Raw genomic sequence first — 17,091 nt, forward strand, 5'->3', positions numbered from 1 at the left:
GCAATGACATTGGAAAAAAGGACAGAGTACTGTGGAGAAATCACAGAGGATTATGTAGGTAAAGAAGTTGTAGTAAAAGGGTGGGTAAACCGTCGAAGAGATTTAGGTGGCCTCATTTTTATTCATTTACGTGATCGAGAAGGTATTGTTCAGATTGTTTTCAACCAATCCAACGATGATGAGCTCTTCAAATTAGCTGAAACCGTTCGAAATGAGTATGTATTAGAAATTAAAGGCATGGTTGTGAAACGCCAAGAAGACCAAGTAAATCCGAACGTCTCCACGGGCACAATTGAAATTGAAGTAACGCAAGCTAAAGTCTTAGCAGCAGCAAAAACACCTCCATTTTATATTGATGAAGATGAAAGTGTTTCTGACGAGTTGCGAATGAAATATCGGTTCATTGACTTACGTAAGGAAAGAATGTTAAATAATCTAAAACTACGTCATCAAACAACAAAATCAATTCGTAATTTTTTAGACAACCATGATTTTATGGATGTAGAAACTCCTTATCTAACGAAGTCTACTCCAGAAGGGGCTCGAGATTATGTAGTTCCTTCTCGTATCCATGCAGGATCATTTTATGCTCTCCCTCAATCTCCGCAGTTATTTAAGCAACTTTTGATGGGGGCGGGAATTGATCGCTACTATCAAATCGTTCGTTGTTTCCGTGATGAAGACTTGCGTGGAGATCGTCAACCAGAATTTACTCAAGTAGATTTAGAAACAAGTTTTCTTTCTGCTGAAGAAATTCAAGAAATTACTGAAAAAATGCTTGTAAAAGTTATGAAAGATACGTTACAAATTGACATACCAAGTCCTTTCCCAAGAATGTCCTATTCTGAAGCGATGAATCGATTTGGTTCAGATAAACCAGATACTCGATTTGGTTTGGAATTAATTGACCTAGAAGCTTTTGCCGAAAAGACAGAGTTTAAAGTCTTCAAGCAAGCTCTTAAAAGTGGTGGTCAAGTTAAAGGGTTAAACTTAAAAGGAAAAGCAGATAACTATTCTCGTAAAGATATGGATGCGTTAACTGAATTTGTAAAAAAATATGGTGCAAAAGGTTTGGCGTGGGTAAAAGTTACTGAAGATGGTTTAAATGGAGCGGTAGCTAAATTCTTTGCCGATGACCGTGCATTACTATTAGAAGCAATGGACGCACAACCAGGTGATTTATTGATGTTTGTTGCAGATAAGAAAGAGGTTGTTGCTCAATCTTTAGGAGAGTTGCGTCTGAAATTTGGTAGAAAATTTGATATGATTGATCAAAATCAATTCAATTTTCTGTGGGTAGTAGACTGGCCTTTATTGGAATACGATGAAGATGAGAAACGCTTTACGGCTATGCATCATCCATTTACAAGACCTAATGATGAAGACATAGAGATGTTAGAAACGAATCCTGAGCAAGTACATGCACAAGCGTATGACATTGTCTTAAATGGTTATGAAATTGGCGGAGGGTCATTGCGTATCCACACACGTGAGGTACAAGAAAAAATGTTTGCAGCACTAGGTTTTACTCCAGAAGATGCAGAGAAAGAATTTGGTTTCCTAATGGAAGCATTTGATTTTGGATTTCCTCCACATGGTGGAATTGCTTTGGGGCTGGACCGACTAGTTATGTTGTTAGCAAAAGAAAATAATATTCGTGAAGTAATTGCCTTCCCTAAAAATGGAAAAGCTTACGATACGATGACAAATGCTCCTAACGATATTAGTGATAGACAATTACAAGAACTGAATTTGAAATTGACGATTGAAGAGTAATCCTTAGGAAGAATAAGACCTAAATATTTCTACGAAAAAGACACTATGTTATAATAAATTAATATAGTGTCTTTTTTCTATGGTTTCAGAAAAAATAAAAAGATATACTCAGGAGGATATATGCTTAAATTAGGTTCACACGTATCGATGTCTGGTAAAAAAATGTTATTGGGAGCAGCTGAGGAAGCTCACTCCTATGGTTCCAATGTTTTCATGATTTATACAGGTGCGCCACAAAATACTAGGCGGAAAAGTATCGAGGAAATGAATATTCCTGCAGGAAAAGAATTTATGGAAGCAAATCAAATGGTGGAGATTGTTGTTCATGCACCGTATATTATTAACTTAGGTAATACGACTAAGCCTGAACACTTTGGATTTGCTACTCAATTTCTTCATGATGAAATTCAACGATCACAGGCGTTAGGTGCTAAACAAATTACCATGCATCCAGGAGCTCATGTTGGAGCAGGTCCAGATAAAGCAATTGCCCAGATCATTAAAGGATTAAACGAGGTTCTGGACCATAATCAAACTGCTCAAATCGCTTTAGAAACGATGGCAGGCAAAGGAACTGAAATCGGTAGAAACTTTGAGGAACTCGCAGCAATTATCGATGGAGTTACTCATAATGAAAAGTTATCGATTACGTTAGATACTTGCCATACTCATGATGCTGGATATGCTATTCGCGAGGATTTTGATAGTGTTTTGGAACAATTTGATAGAATTATTGGATTGGATCGACTCAAAGTAATGCACATTAATGATTCTAAAAATGAAAAGGGTGCTCACAAAGACCGTCATGCTAATATTGGAGAAGGATATATCGGTTTTGATGCCTTGAATTTTATTGTCCATCATCCACAATTAGAGACTTTACCAAAAATTTTAGAAACTCCTTTTGTTGGGGAAGACAAAAAGAATAAAAAAGCTCCCTATAAGTATGAAATAGAGATGTTCAAAAATCAAACGTATAATCCTCAGCTACTAGAAGATATTCTTTCACAAAAATAAAAATAAAAATAAACGAGACAGAGTATGATTCTCTGTCTCGTTTATTTTAGTGGTCAAATTTAGTTCCTAATACATTACGCATAATAATTTCTGTTGTCTCTTCAATGGAACGACGCGCTACATTAATGACGTAACAATCAAGCTTTTCATATAAGTTTGCAGCAAATTCAAGTTCATCTTCTATTCTTGCAGAATTAGAGTATGCTGTGTCCGGTGAAAGTCCATATGCAATCATTCTTTCACGACGGAAATTAATTAAAACTTCCATATCATTTGTAAGACCAACAATTTTCTTAGGATTTACTTCCCATAACTCATCAGGAATATTCGCTTCCGGAAGAATAGGTAAATTAGCCACCTTTACATTTTTATTAGCTAAAAACATGGATAAAGGCGTTTTTGAAGTACGAGAAATCCCCAGTAAAACTAAATCAGCTTCTAGTAGTCCTTTTGGATCTTTCCCATCATCGTATTTCACTGCAAATTCAATCGCACTAATACGATTGAAATATTCATCGTCTAGGCGGTGCAATGCCCCAGCTCGTTTCGTTGGATTCATTCCGGTTAAAGCAGTGATATCTAAGGTAAGATCTTGTAAAATATCATAATTATGAAGACCTTCTTCTGCACAAAAATCTTTTGTGCGTTGACTTAGATCATCCACAACAAGAGTATGAACAATTAATCCGTTTACTTCCTTTGCTTTTATCAATACTTTATCTAAATCTTTTTGCTTTCGAACAAATGGATGGTGGTGCAAAACTGGTTTTAAATCTGGAAATTGTGCTAAGACTGCTTGGATTACTTTTCTTGCTGTTTCTCCAACAGAGTCAGAGACTACAAAAAAATGTAATTCATTTGATTCCATAAAATAATCACCCTTCAATATATATATTCATTGCTTTCTTCTTTATAATATACTACAGTAACGATAGAATTGATAGATAGAGAGGGAGAAAACTTAATGAATTCAGCCATTCAGGAAGCTCTAGATAAATTAAAACAACATGGTTTTAAACATACAAAAATAAGACAAGAGCTTATTGAACTTTTTGCGGATGAATGTCGATATCTTTCTGCTAAACATGTTCAAAAAAAATTAGAAACTAAAAATCCGTCCTTGAGTTTTGATACGATTTATAGAAATTTATATTCGTTTGTTGATATTGGCATATTAGAAATGACTGAGTTAAATAATGAAAAATTATTCCAAATTACTTGCCTTCATGATGATCATCATCATCATCACTTCATATGTCAACGATGTGGAAAAACAACTCAACTGGAGATGTGTCCAATGGATTTCTTTGAAGAGCAGTTAGAGAATTACAGATTGCTATCTCATCGCTTTGAAATATTTGGAATTTGTGACCAGTGTCTTGCTTTAGAAAGTGAATAAAAGCGGAGTGTTTGTTTTTTTTAATAAAAAGTATTGCAAACAATCACGCCTGTGGTATAATATCAAAAGGACAATTCCTTTTAAATTTATTATTAAATTTCAATGGAACGGTTACTTTTACTGCTCGGAGGGAGGGATTAGTTGATGTCAAAGACAACAGTTCGTAAAAACGAATCTCTTGACGACGCTCTTCGTCGCTTTAAACGTGATGTTTCCAAGACGGGTACTCTTCAGGAAGCACGTAAGCGGGAGTTCTATGAAAAACCGAGTATAAAGCGTAAGAAGAAATCAGAAGCTGCTAGAAAACGCAAATTCTAATATCAATTGAAAACAATAAGAAATGCATAGAGAGCCCTCGACTTATGTCTAGGGCTTTTTCTGTTTTTTCTTCTAAATGTACGAACAAGTAAACGGCTTATGAATATATGGAACGAAAACATACATTTGGGAGCTCTGATTATGTTATAATTAGATCACTAAACCATTACGGAGGAGTGTAGTATATTTGACTGATCATGAAAAATATCCCGTAACCATTAATATGGAGGTAGAAGATCCATCTGTATTACCACAATTATTGGGATCGCAAGATAAGAATATCCAACTATTAGAAGAAGCTTTAGATGTCATTATTAACATCCGAGGCATTCACATTGAAATAAAAGGTACAAAAGAACATAATGAGACAGTCGAATCCTTATTAAACCAACTACAAGAATTAATTAGCCGTGGAATTCCTATTTCTCAAACGGACATTGTGACAGCAATCCAAATGGCTCAACGAGGAAGTACTGATTTTTTCTCTAATTTATATGATGAAGAAATTAGTAAAACCTATACAGGAAAAGTAATTCGAGCAAAAAATATTGGTCAAAAACATTACTATCAAGCAGTAAAGCGAAATGACATCGTATTTGGAATTGGTCCAGCCGGAACCGGTAAAACCTTTTTAGCAGTAGTTATGGCTGTTAAAGCCCTCAAAGAAGGTAAAGTTCAAAAACTTATTGTTACAAGACCAGCCGTAGAAGCTGGAGAAAACTTAGGCTTTTTACCAGGAGATTTAAAAGAAAAAGTAGATCCTTACCTACGTCCAATCTATGATTCCTTATATGCTGTTTATGGAATGGAACATACGACACGTCTGATGGAACGGGGTGTTATAGAAATTGCCCCGTTGGCCTATATGCGAGGGAGAACACTAGATGATGCGTTTGTTATTTTAGATGAAGCACAAAATACAACAACCGCACAGATGAAAATGTTTTTAACCCGTTTAGGATTTGGGTCTAAAATGATTATTAATGGTGACAAAACACAAATTGACTTACCAAAAGGAGTTCGATCGGGTTTAATTGATGCAGAAAATAAACTAAAAGGTATTTCTGAAATTGCTTTTGTTTCATTTGATGCTCATGATGTAGTACGTCATCCTGTTGTTGCTGATATTATTCGTGCGTATGATGAAAAAGAATAAAGGGATTGAGAGACCATATGATAGAAATAGATTTTTTTGATGAAACAAATGTAGTACAGACAAAGGAAAAAGAACTAGTTATAAAATTATTAACTTTTGCTTCCCAACATCTCCAACTTCAAGAACATGCAGAAATGTCAGTTACGATTGTAACAAATGAAAGAATTCAAGAGATTAATAGTGAATATAGAAATAAAAATGTCGCAACGGATGTCATTAGTTTTGCTTTAAATGATGATAGTGAAGATGATTTCCCTATCAACCTAGAAAGTATGGGAGAGGATTTCCCATTTAATTTAGGAGATATTATTATCTCACAAGAAAAAACAGCAGAACAAGCAATTTTGTATGGCCATAGCTTTGAAAGAGAACTAGGTTTTCTAGCACTGCATGGCTTCTTACATTTGAATGGATACGATCATATGAATCCTGAAGATGAAAAAGAAATGTTTGATCTGCAGAAAGAGATATTGGATGCCTATGGTCTTAAAAGAGAATAATCATCGTCAAAAAAAGCTTGGAAAAACAAGAAATTTAGTGCTTCGATTAAACATGCTCTTCAAGGAATCAAAACGATTGTAACGGAAGAACGAAATATGCGAAAACATATTAGTTTTGGAATTTTTCCAATTCTTTTGGGATGGTTCTTTAAGGTTAGCTCTATGGAATGGATTATTATTATTACTTGTATTTTTTTAGTCATTATCATGGAGTTTTTAAATACAATTTTTGAAACAGTAGTTGATATGGTTACGGAATATACTTTCCATCCTCTTGCAAAAAAAGCAAAAGATATCGCTGCAGGTGCTGTTTTAGTAACGGGGATTTTCACCCTCATCGTAGCAGCAATCATATTTTTGCCAAAGTTTATTTCATTATATATCTAAAGGAGGAAGGAACGTATGAACAATAATAAAACATTTAAATCAGGATTTATTTCTATCATTGGACGACCAAATGTTGGGAAATCAACATTATTAAATAGATTTGTAGGACAGAAAATTGCCATTATGAGCGATACTCCTCAAACAACTCGTAACAAAATTCAAGGGGTAGTCACAACAGATGATTCTCAAATGGTCTTTATTGACACTCCTGGAATTCATAAGCCCAAACATCGTTTAAATGATTTTATGCTGAAAAGTGCGTATAGTACATTTGGACAAGTCGATGTTATTTTATTTATGGTTAATGCAGAAGAAAAACGAGGACCTGGAGATAATTTTATCATGGAAAAAATCGAAAAAATTACAACTCCAAAGTTCTTAGTAATCAATAAAATTGATAAAATTAAGCCAGAAAAGATTTTAGAAATTATAACGGACTATACTTCTGTACACAAATTTGATGAAGTTATACCAATTTCTGCAACAAATGGTAACAATACGGATGCTTTGCTAACAACCATAAAAAAATATTTACCAGAAGGTCCTCAATATTATCCAGCAGATCAATTGACCGATCATCCAGAGTATTTTATCGTATCTGAATTTATTCGAGAAAAGGTTCTTCAACTTACAATAGAAGAAGTGCCACATTCTGTAGCAGTAGTAATTGATTCCATGCAGCGAAATGAGAACGATAAGGTTCATGTATATGCCACGATTATTGTTGAAAGAGCTAGCCAAAAAGGAATTATTATTGGAAAAGGCGGTAAAATGCTTAAAGAAATAGGAATACGCGCAAGAAAAGACATTGAAGCCATGCTTGGAGATAAGATTTTCTTAGAGCTTTGGGTTAAAGTCCAAAAAGATTGGCGTAATAAACAAACCTATTTACAAGATTATGGTTACCGACAAAAGGACTATGAATAAAAAAGGCTATGCCGAGTTTAGTGGTATTGTTTTGTCCATCCGAAAACACAAAGAAAAAGATGCGTTAATTAAAATTTTTACTTTGGAATTTGGGAAAAAAATGTTTTTTATTCGCAACTATAATAAATCCAACAGTCCTATGAAATCTGCCTTGCTTCCTTTTACGTATGCGTCCTATATCGGAAGTATAAATGAAAATGGCCTGTCTTTTATTCAGGACTACAAAGAAGCAGAGACTTTTTCTGCCATTCAAAAAGATATTTACCGCAATGCATATGCTACTTATTTGGCAAATCTAGCAGATGCAGCTATAGAAGATAGTATCCCCAACTCTCATATCTTTCAATTGCTTCTTTCTTGTTATCAATCGATATCAAATGGATTTGATGCAGAGATGATTACTAATATTTTTGAAGTAAATATGCTTAAATATTTTGGAGTCTATCCGGAATTAGAAGCATGTCGAATTTGTGGTTCAAAACAAGAACCTTTTGACTATTCTGCAAAATATTCGGGTGTTTTATGTCAAAATCATTTTTCAGAAGATCCTAATCGATTGCATATTGCTCCTGCAGCAATCTATTTTTCGAGAATGTTTTTAAAAATTTCTCCAGATCAAGTGAGTTCGATTAAATTAAAGCCAGAAAATAAAGAAGCGATCCGTTCGTTTATTGATTTCTTTTATGATGAATATGTTGGAATGAAACTCAAAAGTAAATCCTATATTGATCAAATGTATCAGTGGGAGAATGCCTTTACGATTCCGGTACGTTCTTCTAAAAACACGAAAGAAGATGTTATAGAAGAGAATGAAGAGGAAGTATAATTTTTTCTTGACATTGAGGAAGGCCATGCTTACTATTATTTGTATAAGTGAATAACAGACGATGACGATGAAAGTACAATTGAATGCAATCTTCAGCGAATTTGGGATAGTGGGAGCCAAGTGGTTAATTTAATTGGAAAGGCACATCAGAGTTTTAAAGAAACACAAGAGCTGGCTTGTCCAGAAGTAGGGTGGAACCGCGAGTATACTCGTCCCTATGCTGCATTTTATGTAGCATGGAGACGAGTTTTTGTATTTTTTTAATAAATCAGAACCAAAGAAAATGTTTATAGAGGAGTTTTAAAATGGAAGAAAAATTGACTGTTCAAAAAATGATTCAAGTTCTTCAAAATTATTGGGCAGAACGTGGTTGCTTATTACTAAATTCCTATGATGTAGAAAAAGGTGCTGGAACAATGAGTCCCTATACATTTCTACGAGCAATTGGACCAGAGCCTTGGAATGCTGCTTATGTAGAACCATCTCGCCGACCAGCTGATGGAAGATATGGCGAAAATCCAAACCGTTTATATCAACACCATCAATTTCAAGTGGTTATGAAACCATCACCAAAAGATATTCAAGAATTATATTTAGGAAGTTTAAAAGCAATCGGAATTAATCCTCTAGAACATGACATCCGTTTTGTAGAAGATAACTGGGAAAATCCTTCTCTTGGATGTGCAGGATTAGGTTGGGAAGTATGGCTAGATGGTATGGAAATTACACAGTTTACCTACTTTCAACAAGTAGGTGGTCTAGAATGTAATCCTGTAACTAGTGAACTAACTTATGGAATAGAGCGTCTTGCATCTTATATACAAGATGTAGAAAGTGTTTATGACTTAGATTGGTCAGATGGCGTAAAATATGGAGAGATTTTCTTCCAACCAGAGTATGAACATTCTAAATATTCTTTTGAAGAAAGTGATCCTGAATTATTATTTAATTTATTTGAAGAATATACGAAAGAAGCCAATAAACAAATTGAAAATGGATTAGTTCATCCAGCCTATGATTACGTTTTGAAATCTTCTCATGCTTTTAATCTATTAGACGCTCGTGGAATGGTATCTGCTACAGATCGAGCAGGGTTTCTAGCCATCATTCGTAATATGGCACGCAAATTAGCTAAGAAATTTGTAGAAAAGAGAAGAGAATTAGGTTATCCATTACTTCCTAAAGAAGAAAGTGAACGATTGTTGAAGGAGGAATCCAAATGAAAAAAACATTATTGTTTGAAATTGGTTTAGAAGAAGTTCCAGCTAAATATGTACGAAATAGTAGCGTTCAGCTAAAAGAACGTCTGATTACCTTTTTAAAAGAGAAAAGAATAGAACATGGTGATGTTTCTTCTTTCGCAACACCACGTCGTTTAGCTGTTATGGTAAAAGAAGTTTCAGATAAACAAAAAGATATTATTGAAAAGTCGAAAGGACCTGCTCGGAAAATTGCAGTAGATACAGATGGTAATTGGACCAAAGCAGCTATTGGTTTCGCAAGAGGACAAGGACTTTCTCCTGATGATCTATCGTTTGAAGAAATTAAAGGGATTGACTATCTTCATGCGAATAAAGAAATAAAAGGAAGCGAAACAACACATATTTTACGTGAATTGCCTACCGTAATTAAAGCAATGACTTTTCCTGTATCCATGCATTGGGGTAACCACACTTTTAAATACATTCGTCCGATTCATTGGATTGTTGCCTTGCTAGGTGAAGAAGTCATTCCTTTTGAGTTATTAGATGTTCAATCTGGACGCAGTTCACAAGGACATCGTTTTCTAGGTAATGAAGTACGTATAGAATCTGCAGAAGATTATGTAGAATCTTTGGAAGAACAATTTGTTTTAGTTGATATGGACCAAAGAAAAATATGATCTTACAACAAATACAAAAAATTGAAAAAGAAAACAATTGGCATGTTCCGATGGATGATGATTTGTTAGAAGAAGTGAACTCACTAGTAGAATATCCTACTGCTTTTTATGGAGACTTTGACGAAAAATATTTAGCTTTACCAGATGAAGTACTCATTACTTCTATGAAAGAGCACCAACGTTATTTTGAAGTCCAAGATAAAAACGGCTCACTATTACCTCATTTTATATCTGTAAGAAATGGGAATGAAGCTTTTATTGACCAAGTAAAAAAAGGAAATCAAAAAGTTTTAACAGCTCGTTTAGATGATGCCATCTTCTTCTTTGAAGAGGATCAAAAAATGAGTATGGAGGATTCCTTAGCGAAACTTAAAAATGTTTCTTTTCATGCTAAAATTGGTTCTTTAGCACAAAAAATGGAACAAGTTACTCAGTTATCAGAATTATTAGCGACAAAAGTAGGTATGGATACGGAAGCCCTTCACCATTTAGATCGTGCTGCTCATATTTATAAGTTTGATTTGGTGTCTAATATGGTATCTGAGTTCCCAGAACTACAAGGAGTTATTGGAGAAAAGTATGCTTTACTTCAAGGAGAATCAAAAGAAGTAGCAACGGCAATTCGAGAGCATTATCTACCGCTTTCTAGTGAAGGAGTGCTACCACAAACAGTGATCGGAGCCGTTTTAGCTGCAGCAGATAAATTAGATAGTATTATTAGCTTCTTTATCCAAGAAATGATTCCGACCGGATCAAATGATCCGTATGCGTTAAGAAGACAGATGATTGGACTCATCCAAATAATCGAATCTTACAACTGGACCTTTTCTTTTAAAGGCCTTTTAAATGAACTGTTACAATCGGTTTATTCCATAAAAGAACCTGCTCATTTAGAGCAACTAACAAATCAAATTTTCGAGTTTTCTAAAGGTAGAATTCAACAAAAATTAAACAAATATAAGATTGCTTATGATGTTCAAGAAGCGGTCTTACAAGCAAGCGAAGATGATGTAAATGTCATTCTCTCTAACGCGCTCACTTTGCAACAACATCACAGCGATGTTGATTTTAAAGCAGTTATGGAATCATTGGCAAGAGTTGTAAATATTTCTAATAAAGTACAAGTACCTTTTGAAGTAGATTCTACTTTACTAGAAACAACAAGTGAAAAGAATTTACATGTACAGATTAATCACTTAAAAGCTATTTGGGGAAATGCGACATCACATGATAAATATGCTGCATTAAAAGATATGGTACCGTATATTACAGCCTATTTTGATGAGAATATGGTCATGGTAGAAGACCAAGCGATTAAAGAAAACCGACTGAATACATTAGCTTCTTTAAACGAAAAAATTATCAACCTAGCTGATGTAAGAAAAATTTTAACAAAGTAGAATACTAGAAGAGCGGGGGACATCCCGCTCTTCTTATGTATTTTTATATCTATTTTAAGAAAAAGATAGTAAAAAAAAGATGAATATCCTTTTAGATTAAGGGTTGTTATGGTAAATTATAAGATGATAAAGTATCTGGCGTCAGTTTTATAAAATAATTACAACAATAGAGTGAAGTCATGTCTATATTAAAATAAAAAGAAGTTCGGATACATGAACCAACACGTGGAGCATGAATATCCAAGGAGGATTTAGTATGTCAATGTTTTTGGATCGTGCACAAATAAGTGTTAAAGCCGGTAAAGGTGGGGACGGTATGGTTGCTTTCCGTCGAGAAAAATATGTTCCTGATGGTGGACCAGCTGGTGGAGATGGTGGTAAAGGTGGAAGTATCATTTTCGAAGTAAATGAAGGTCTTCGTACTTTGCTAGACTTTCGATACAATCGTCAATTTAGAGGAATCCCTGGTGAAAACGGGATGAGTAAAAGTAAATATGGAAAATCTGCAAAAGATGTAGTTGTTAAAGTTCCCCCAGGTACTATTGTTCGAAATGCAGAAACTCAAGAAATTATTTGTGATCTGACTGAACCTGGACAACAATATGTAATTGCAAAAGGTGGAAGAGGTGGAAGAGGAAATATTAAATTTGCATCTCCTCGAAACCCAGCCCCAGAAATTGCTGAAAATGGAGAACCCGGTCAAGAATTTAAACTTGATTTAGAACTAAAAGTTATTGCTGACGTTGGATTAGTAGGATTTCCTTCCGTAGGTAAATCAACGATTCTTTCTGTTGTCTCTCAAGCAAAACCAAAAATTGGAGCCTATCACTTTACTACTTTGGTTCCCAATCTAGGAATGGTTCAAGCTCCTAATGAGATGCAATTTGTGATGGCTGATTTACCAGGGTTAATCGAAGGAGCTTCACAAGGAGTTGGATTAGGAATTCAATTTCTCCGCCATATTGAACGAACGAGAGTAATTCTACACGTGATCGATATGGGAGCAACAGAAGGAAGAGATCCTTTTGATGATTATGAAGCAATTAACCAAGAGCTAGAACACTATGAATTAAAATTATTAGAACGTCCTACCATTATTGTTGCAAATAAAATGGATGTAGAAGGCGCAGAAGAAAACCTAAAAGAATTTACGGAAAAGCTAAATGCTAAATTTAGTGACCAAGAAGTACCAAAAATCTTCTCCATTTCTGCTTACCAAAATAAAGGTCTATCACCTCTTCTTAATTACACTGGGGAAGTATTGGAAGACACCGATCCATTCCCACTATATGACGAAGAAGAACTTAGTGACTCTGTTCTGTATGAATACCAAGAAGAAAGCAAAGAAATCACCATCACTCGTGACCCTGATATGACTTGGGCCTTACATGGTGAAAGATTAGAACGTCTCTTCTACATGACCAACTTCCAGCATGATGAAAGTATTATGCGTTTTGCTCGTCAGCTGAGAGGAATGGGTATTGATGAAAAACTAAGAGCACGTGGAGCAAAAGATGGAGACGTTGTTCGCATTATGGATTATGTGTTTGAGTTCGTAGATTAAAATATTCCATCTCAATGAAACAGAAGGGAACGATTGTCGTACATGAAAATTCAATTTTTAGGAACCGGGGCTGGAGTCCCTTCATCAGCCCGAAATTTGAGTAGTTTAGCTTTAAAGTTATTAGATGAAAGAAACGAAATCTGGATGTTTGATTGTGGAGAAGCAACCCAACAACGGATTTTAAAAACTACTTTAAAACCAAGAAAAATTAATAAAATATTTATCACTCATTTACATGGGGATCATATTTTTGGGTTGCCAGGGTTTTTGAGTAGTAGAGCTTTTCAAGGTGGAAATACTCCTTTAACCATCTATGGACCTGTTGGAATCAAGGAATATGTGCTCACTAGTTTAAGAATTTCCCAATCACATCTTCGTTATCCCATTTTTTTCCATGAAATTAAAGAAGATGGGGTAATCTTTGAGGATCAACAATTCAAAGTAACTTGTGCCAAACTTCAACATGGGATTCCTTCCTATGGCTATCGAATTGAGGAATCAGATTATCCTGGTGAGTTACTAGTTAATAAGCTAAAGGAAGAAAATATTCCAGCTGGACCTTTATATGGGAAGTTGAAAAATGGTGAAGAAGTAACTTTGGAAGATGGTAGAGTAGTGAATGGAATGGACTATTTAGGAAAAACTGTTAAAGGTAGAATTGTGACCATCCTCGGTGATACGAAGCGAGGGGCAACTAATGTGAAGTTGGCTCAGAATGCAGATGTTCTCGTCCACGAATCGACTTTTGCTAAAGATAGCCAAAAAATTGCTTCTGCTTATTTCCATTCTACTTGTATGGATGCTGCTAAAGTGGCAAAAGAGGCAAAAGTCAAAAAATTATACCTTACCCATGTTAGTTCTAGATACTTAGGAAAAGAACAACAACAATTACAAGTAGACGCCCGAACCATTTTCCCTCACACTGTACTTGTACAAGATTACGATGAGTTTGATATTCCTTTAAACAAATAGGAAATACTGATTTGCATATACTAGTACTTATAAAATTAATTATATAAGAATGGATGGGGTTCAAATGAAAAATCAGTGGAGGTTAGTTGCTGGTATTTTATTAATTCTTTTAATTATTACGTTTGCAGTTATAAATGTTGAAAGTGTTCCAGTCAACTTTGGGTTTGGAAAAGTTACTGCTCCTTTAATCATTATCATTTTTGTTTCCTTGCTCTTTGGAAGTCTATTAACTTTGTTGGTTTCCACAACGTCTTCAGCGCGAAACCATAAGGAGCTTCGTTCCATGAAACAGCTCGTTAGCCAAAAAGATGTACAAAAAGAAGAGGCAATCACTCATACCAAAGCCGAATATGAAGGAAAAATTACAAATTTAGAAAATAACTTAGTTCAAAAAGACAATAAAATCAAAAGTTTAGAAAACGAGCTAGTTAACCAAGTTACTTTTGATAGTCAAATGAATTCAACCGATTCTACTGTAGAACGAAATAGAAATAATACTCTACTGTAATATACAAAATGATTCAAATGACTATAAGAGAGAAGCGCCAACGCAAACAAAGTGGAGGGCGTTTTTCTTTTGATTGAATCAGTATTTGGTAGAGAGAATGAGAGGGAATGTATTTGTTAGCTGCTAAAATGAATTGGGAATTACGAAAATCAGAATTTGATCCAGTCCTTGTAAAGACACTTTCCAAAGAAATGAAGACAAGTGAAGCATTTATAAAGTTATGCCTCGTTCGAGGATTGGATACTTCAGAAAAAATCAACCAGTTTATTTCTGAAGAGCAAACCATTTACCATGATCCTTTTTTGATGCACGACATGAAAAAAGGAGTAGATCGAATACTCCAAGGCATTGAAAATGGTGAAGAAATGGTTGTTTACGGCGATTATGATGCAGATGGAATAACAAGTACAGCTATTTTAGTCGAAACGATTGAAACGTTAGGTGGAAATGTTCATTTTTATTTGCCAAATCGATTTAGCGATGGGTACGGACCAAACACAAAAGCTTTTCGAAATCTGATTGAGCAAGGAAGTCAATTAATTATTACGTGTGACAATGGTGTTAGTGGTCATGAAGCGATCTCATTAGCAAAAGAACTAGGTGTAGACGTTATCGTTACGGATCACCATGAACTATCTGAAAACCTTCCTGATGCTTATGCCATCATTCATCCTCGCCATCCAGAAGGAGAGTACCCTTTTGGAGATTTGTCTGGAGCGGGAGTCGCACTGAAAGTTGCCACCGCTTTGTTAGAAAGGATTCCCTTCGAACTCTTCGATATTGCTGCCATCGGTACGGTTGCCGACTTAGTTTCTTTATCAGATGAAAACCGATGGATTGTAAAAAAAGGAATTCAAATCTTAAGAAAATCTGAGCGAATTGGCTTACAAATACTATATGAAAATGCTGGAATTAAAGCTCTTGAAATTGATGAAGGGACGATTGGATTTGTAATTGGGCCTCGTTTAAATGCATTGGGTAGGATGGGCGATGCCACTCCAGGGGTTGATCTGTTGATTTCATTTGATGAAGAAAAGCTAGAAAAACTAGTGAATTTCATCCAAGAAACCAATACAAAGAGACAATCTTTAGTAGATGAAATTTACAAGTCTGCGGTAAGTAAAATGGATGAACAGGAATTCCTTCCGAATATTATTGTTTTAGGAGATCCTTCTTGGCAAGAAGGGGTTTTAGGAATTGTTGCTAGTCGAATGACCGAACAAACAGGAAGACCTTCTATCATGCTTCATTATAATTCGGAAACTGGAATTGCAAAAGGATCGGGAAGAAGTGTTGATGGACTTGATTTATTCAAAGCTTTATCTTCTACATCTGATTTATTAGTAAAGTTCGGTGGACATCAAATGGCGGCTGGGATGAGTTTGAACATAGACCATGTTGACAAATTTACAGAGAGAATAAATACTTATGCAGAACCTTTAAGCTCAGAAATTAAAAAAGGAAAAAAAGTTTTGATTGATGAAGTGCTCCATTTGAATGAAATCACTATTAAACTTCTTGAAGAAGTGGATTTACTAAAACCTTTTGGAACAGATAATCAAAAACCGATTTTCGGAATTGAAAATGTTTCTCTTCAGAATATGAAACAAATCGGTGCGGATAATCGGCATTTAAAATTGCAACTGAAATCAGATGAAAGCAAACTAGATGTCATCGGTTTTAATAAAGGCGTTTTATCCAATCATCTCAATGAGCAGGACCCAGTATCAATCATTGGCGAATTATCCATAAATACATGGCGTGATATTTCGAAGCCACAAATGCAGTTAAAAGATATTAAAAGTGACTCTAACCAGTATTTTGATAAGCGTAGTACAAATTTTCAGGCTTCTTCTCTGGAAATTGAAAATAGCGTATACTTATTCTTCCAAGCTACTGTTTTTGAAAAATATGCTAATAAACTACCCAACAATGCAGCTGCAGTTTTATTGGAAGGAGTGGATGATATCCCTGCTTTTCCTAATGAATTAACAAATCTAGTTTTCTTTGATTGTCCTATTCATTTAGACTACGTTCGAAAATTCCTATCCGATCATTCTTTTGATAACTACTACTTTTATTGTTATCCAATGAAGCAAGCTTATTTAGAGGGAATGCCAAGTAAGAAAGACTTTGCAAGTTTATTCCGATATATTCGAAATCATCAAAATATGGATGTACGAAATAAGTTAGATTCTTTAGCAACGTATTTAAATATTCATAAGAATATATTGATTTTCATGTTGACCGTGTTTTCTGAAGCAAAATTTGTTACAATAGACAGTGGCATCCTTAACCCGATAAAAAACCCTGTAAAAATAAATTTAGAGGACACAGAGGCCTTCCAGAATCGTTTAGAAAAAATTGAAGCAGAAAAAATGTTTATTTATAATCCTTTTTCACAATTGATCTCTTGGGTATCTGGAAAATAAAACCCGAATAGTAATGGGAGGAAGAAA

16 protein-coding genes and 1 pseudogene are annotated in these 17,091 nt (G+C 34.8%); 16 read left to right on the plus strand and 1 reads right to left on the minus strand.

The genetic code is table 11. The features are described 5' to 3' along the window. The first annotated feature begins 9 nt into the window (after nucleotides 1-9). Together aspS and LZ578_RS06685 are read left to right on the plus strand one after the other, a co-directional pair. Nucleotides 10-1,776, plus strand: a complete 1,767-nt coding sequence (gene aspS, locus LZ578_RS06680; protein ID WP_235144402.1) for an aspartate--tRNA ligase — start codon at nucleotides 10-12, stop codon at nucleotides 1,774-1,776. A gap of 120 nt (nucleotides 1,777-1,896) precedes the next feature. Beyond that, a complete protein-coding gene (locus LZ578_RS06685; protein WP_235144404.1) occupies nucleotides 1,897-2,793 on the plus strand; it encodes a deoxyribonuclease IV in 897 nt (298 codons plus the stop codon). A 46-nt stretch (nucleotides 2,794-2,839) separates the two neighbouring features. Here the strand turns inward: LZ578_RS06685 and LZ578_RS06690 are convergent, their stop codons facing one another. Next, entirely contained in the window at nucleotides 2,840-3,661 is an 822-nt protein-coding gene (locus LZ578_RS06690) for a pyruvate, water dikinase regulatory protein (protein WP_235144405.1), read from the minus strand. A 96-nt stretch (nucleotides 3,662-3,757) separates the two neighbouring features. Between LZ578_RS06690 and LZ578_RS06695 the strand changes: the two genes are divergently transcribed. The 14 genes and pseudogenes from LZ578_RS06695 (at nucleotide 3,758) to recJ (ending at nucleotide 17,064) form a co-directional block, all read left to right on the plus strand. After that, on the plus strand, nucleotides 3,758-4,192 hold the full coding sequence (locus tag LZ578_RS06695; protein WP_235144407.1) for a Fur family transcriptional regulator: 435 nt from the start codon (nucleotides 3,758-3,760) through the stop codon (nucleotides 4,190-4,192). Between the two features lie 144 nt (nucleotides 4,193-4,336). Further along, complete coding sequence (rpsU, locus tag LZ578_RS06700) at nucleotides 4,337-4,510, plus strand: 30S ribosomal protein S21 (RefSeq protein WP_235144408.1); 174 nt, start codon at nucleotides 4,337-4,339, stop codon at nucleotides 4,508-4,510. 223 nt (nucleotides 4,511-4,733) lie between these two features. Next, entirely contained in the window at nucleotides 4,734-5,666 is a 933-nt protein-coding gene (locus tag LZ578_RS06705) for a PhoH family protein (RefSeq protein ID WP_235146413.1), read from the plus strand. A gap of 20 nt (nucleotides 5,667-5,686) precedes the next feature. Beyond that, nucleotides 5,687-6,166 carry an rRNA maturation RNase YbeY gene (gene ybeY / locus LZ578_RS06710; protein ID WP_235146414.1) on the plus strand — a complete coding sequence of 160 codons (480 nt, stop codon included), beginning with the start codon at nucleotides 5,687-5,689 and terminating at the stop codon, nucleotides 6,164-6,166. 45 nt (nucleotides 6,167-6,211) lie between these two features. Beyond that, nucleotides 6,212-6,553, plus strand: a complete 342-nt coding sequence (locus LZ578_RS06715) for a diacylglycerol kinase family protein (protein ID WP_235146415.1) — start codon at nucleotides 6,212-6,214, stop codon at nucleotides 6,551-6,553. A gap of 15 nt (nucleotides 6,554-6,568) precedes the next feature. Next, complete coding sequence (gene era, locus LZ578_RS06720; RefSeq protein WP_235144409.1) at nucleotides 6,569-7,480, plus strand: GTPase Era; 912 nt, start codon at nucleotides 6,569-6,571, stop codon at nucleotides 7,478-7,480. Then, nucleotides 7,473-8,306: a DNA repair protein RecO gene (recO, locus tag LZ578_RS06725; RefSeq protein WP_235144412.1), complete on the plus strand. Its 834-nt coding sequence runs from the start codon at nucleotides 7,473-7,475 to the stop codon at nucleotides 8,304-8,306. Before era ends, recO begins: the two co-directional genes overlap by 8 nt. Before the next feature lie 120 nt (nucleotides 8,307-8,426). Beyond that, a complete protein-coding gene (locus LZ578_RS06730) occupies nucleotides 8,427-8,570 on the plus strand; it encodes a hypothetical protein (protein WP_235144418.1) in 144 nt (47 codons plus the stop codon). 41 nt (nucleotides 8,571-8,611) lie between these two features. Beyond that, complete coding sequence (gene glyQ / locus LZ578_RS06735; RefSeq protein ID WP_235144420.1) at nucleotides 8,612-9,529, plus strand: glycine--tRNA ligase subunit alpha; 918 nt, start codon at nucleotides 8,612-8,614, stop codon at nucleotides 9,527-9,529. Further along, a pseudogene (gene glyS, locus LZ578_RS06740) lies at nucleotides 9,526-11,588 on the plus strand (glycine--tRNA ligase subunit beta). Before glyQ ends, glyS begins: the two are co-directional and overlap by 4 nt. 262 nt (nucleotides 11,589-11,850) lie before the next feature. Further along, nucleotides 11,851-13,152, plus strand: coding sequence for a GTPase ObgE (gene obgE, locus LZ578_RS06745; protein ID WP_235146416.1), 1,302 nt, complete (start codon nucleotides 11,851-11,853; stop codon nucleotides 13,150-13,152). A gap of 42 nt (nucleotides 13,153-13,194) precedes the next feature. Then, nucleotides 13,195-14,124: a ribonuclease Z gene (gene rnz, locus LZ578_RS06750; protein ID WP_235144422.1), complete on the plus strand. Its 930-nt coding sequence runs from the start codon at nucleotides 13,195-13,197 to the stop codon at nucleotides 14,122-14,124. Between the two features lie 64 nt (nucleotides 14,125-14,188). Then, complete coding sequence (locus LZ578_RS06755) at nucleotides 14,189-14,632, plus strand: lipopolysaccharide assembly protein LapA domain-containing protein (RefSeq protein ID WP_235144424.1); 444 nt, start codon at nucleotides 14,189-14,191, stop codon at nucleotides 14,630-14,632. A gap of 113 nt (nucleotides 14,633-14,745) precedes the next feature. Continuing rightward, nucleotides 14,746-17,064, plus strand: coding sequence for a single-stranded-DNA-specific exonuclease RecJ (gene recJ, locus LZ578_RS06760; RefSeq protein WP_235144425.1), 2,319 nt, complete (start codon nucleotides 14,746-14,748; stop codon nucleotides 17,062-17,064). Nucleotides 17,065-17,091 lie beyond the last annotated feature (27 nt).

Source organism: Jeotgalibaca sp. MA1X17-3 (assembly GCF_021513155.1).
Taxonomy (GTDB): domain Bacteria; phylum Bacillota; class Bacilli; order Lactobacillales; family Aerococcaceae; genus Jeotgalibaca.

Bases quoted from the DNA above. Each gene is read 5' to 3' on its own strand.
- LZ578_RS06705 (WP_235146413.1), top strand. From the start codon at position 4,734: ATGGAGGTAGAAGATCCATCTGTATTACCACAATTATTGGGATCGCAA.
- LZ578_RS06755 (WP_235144424.1), top strand. From the start codon at position 14,189: ATGAAAAATCAGTGGAGGTTAGTTGCTGGTATTTTATTAATTCTTTTA.
- obgE (WP_235146416.1), top strand. From the start codon at position 11,851: ATGTTTTTGGATCGTGCACAAATAAGTGTTAAAGCCGGTAAAGGTGGG.
- LZ578_RS06695 (WP_235144407.1), top strand. From the start codon at position 3,758: ATGAATTCAGCCATTCAGGAAGCTCTAGATAAATTAAAACAACATGGT.
- rnz (WP_235144422.1), top strand. From the start codon at position 13,195: ATGAAAATTCAATTTTTAGGAACCGGGGCTGGAGTCCCTTCATCAGCC.
- LZ578_RS06690 (WP_235144405.1), bottom strand. From the start codon at position 3,661: ATGGAATCAAATGAATTACATTTTTTTGTAGTCTCTGACTCTGTTGGA.
- glyQ (WP_235144420.1), top strand. From the start codon at position 8,612: ATGGAAGAAAAATTGACTGTTCAAAAAATGATTCAAGTTCTTCAAAAT.
- rpsU (WP_235144408.1), top strand. From the start codon at position 4,337: ATGTCAAAGACAACAGTTCGTAAAAACGAATCTCTTGACGACGCTCTT.
- LZ578_RS06685 (WP_235144404.1), top strand. From the start codon at position 1,897: ATGCTTAAATTAGGTTCACACGTATCGATGTCTGGTAAAAAAATGTTA.
- recO (WP_235144412.1), top strand. From the start codon at position 7,473: ATGAATAAAAAAGGCTATGCCGAGTTTAGTGGTATTGTTTTGTCCATC.
- era (WP_235144409.1), top strand. From the start codon at position 6,569: ATGAACAATAATAAAACATTTAAATCAGGATTTATTTCTATCATTGGA.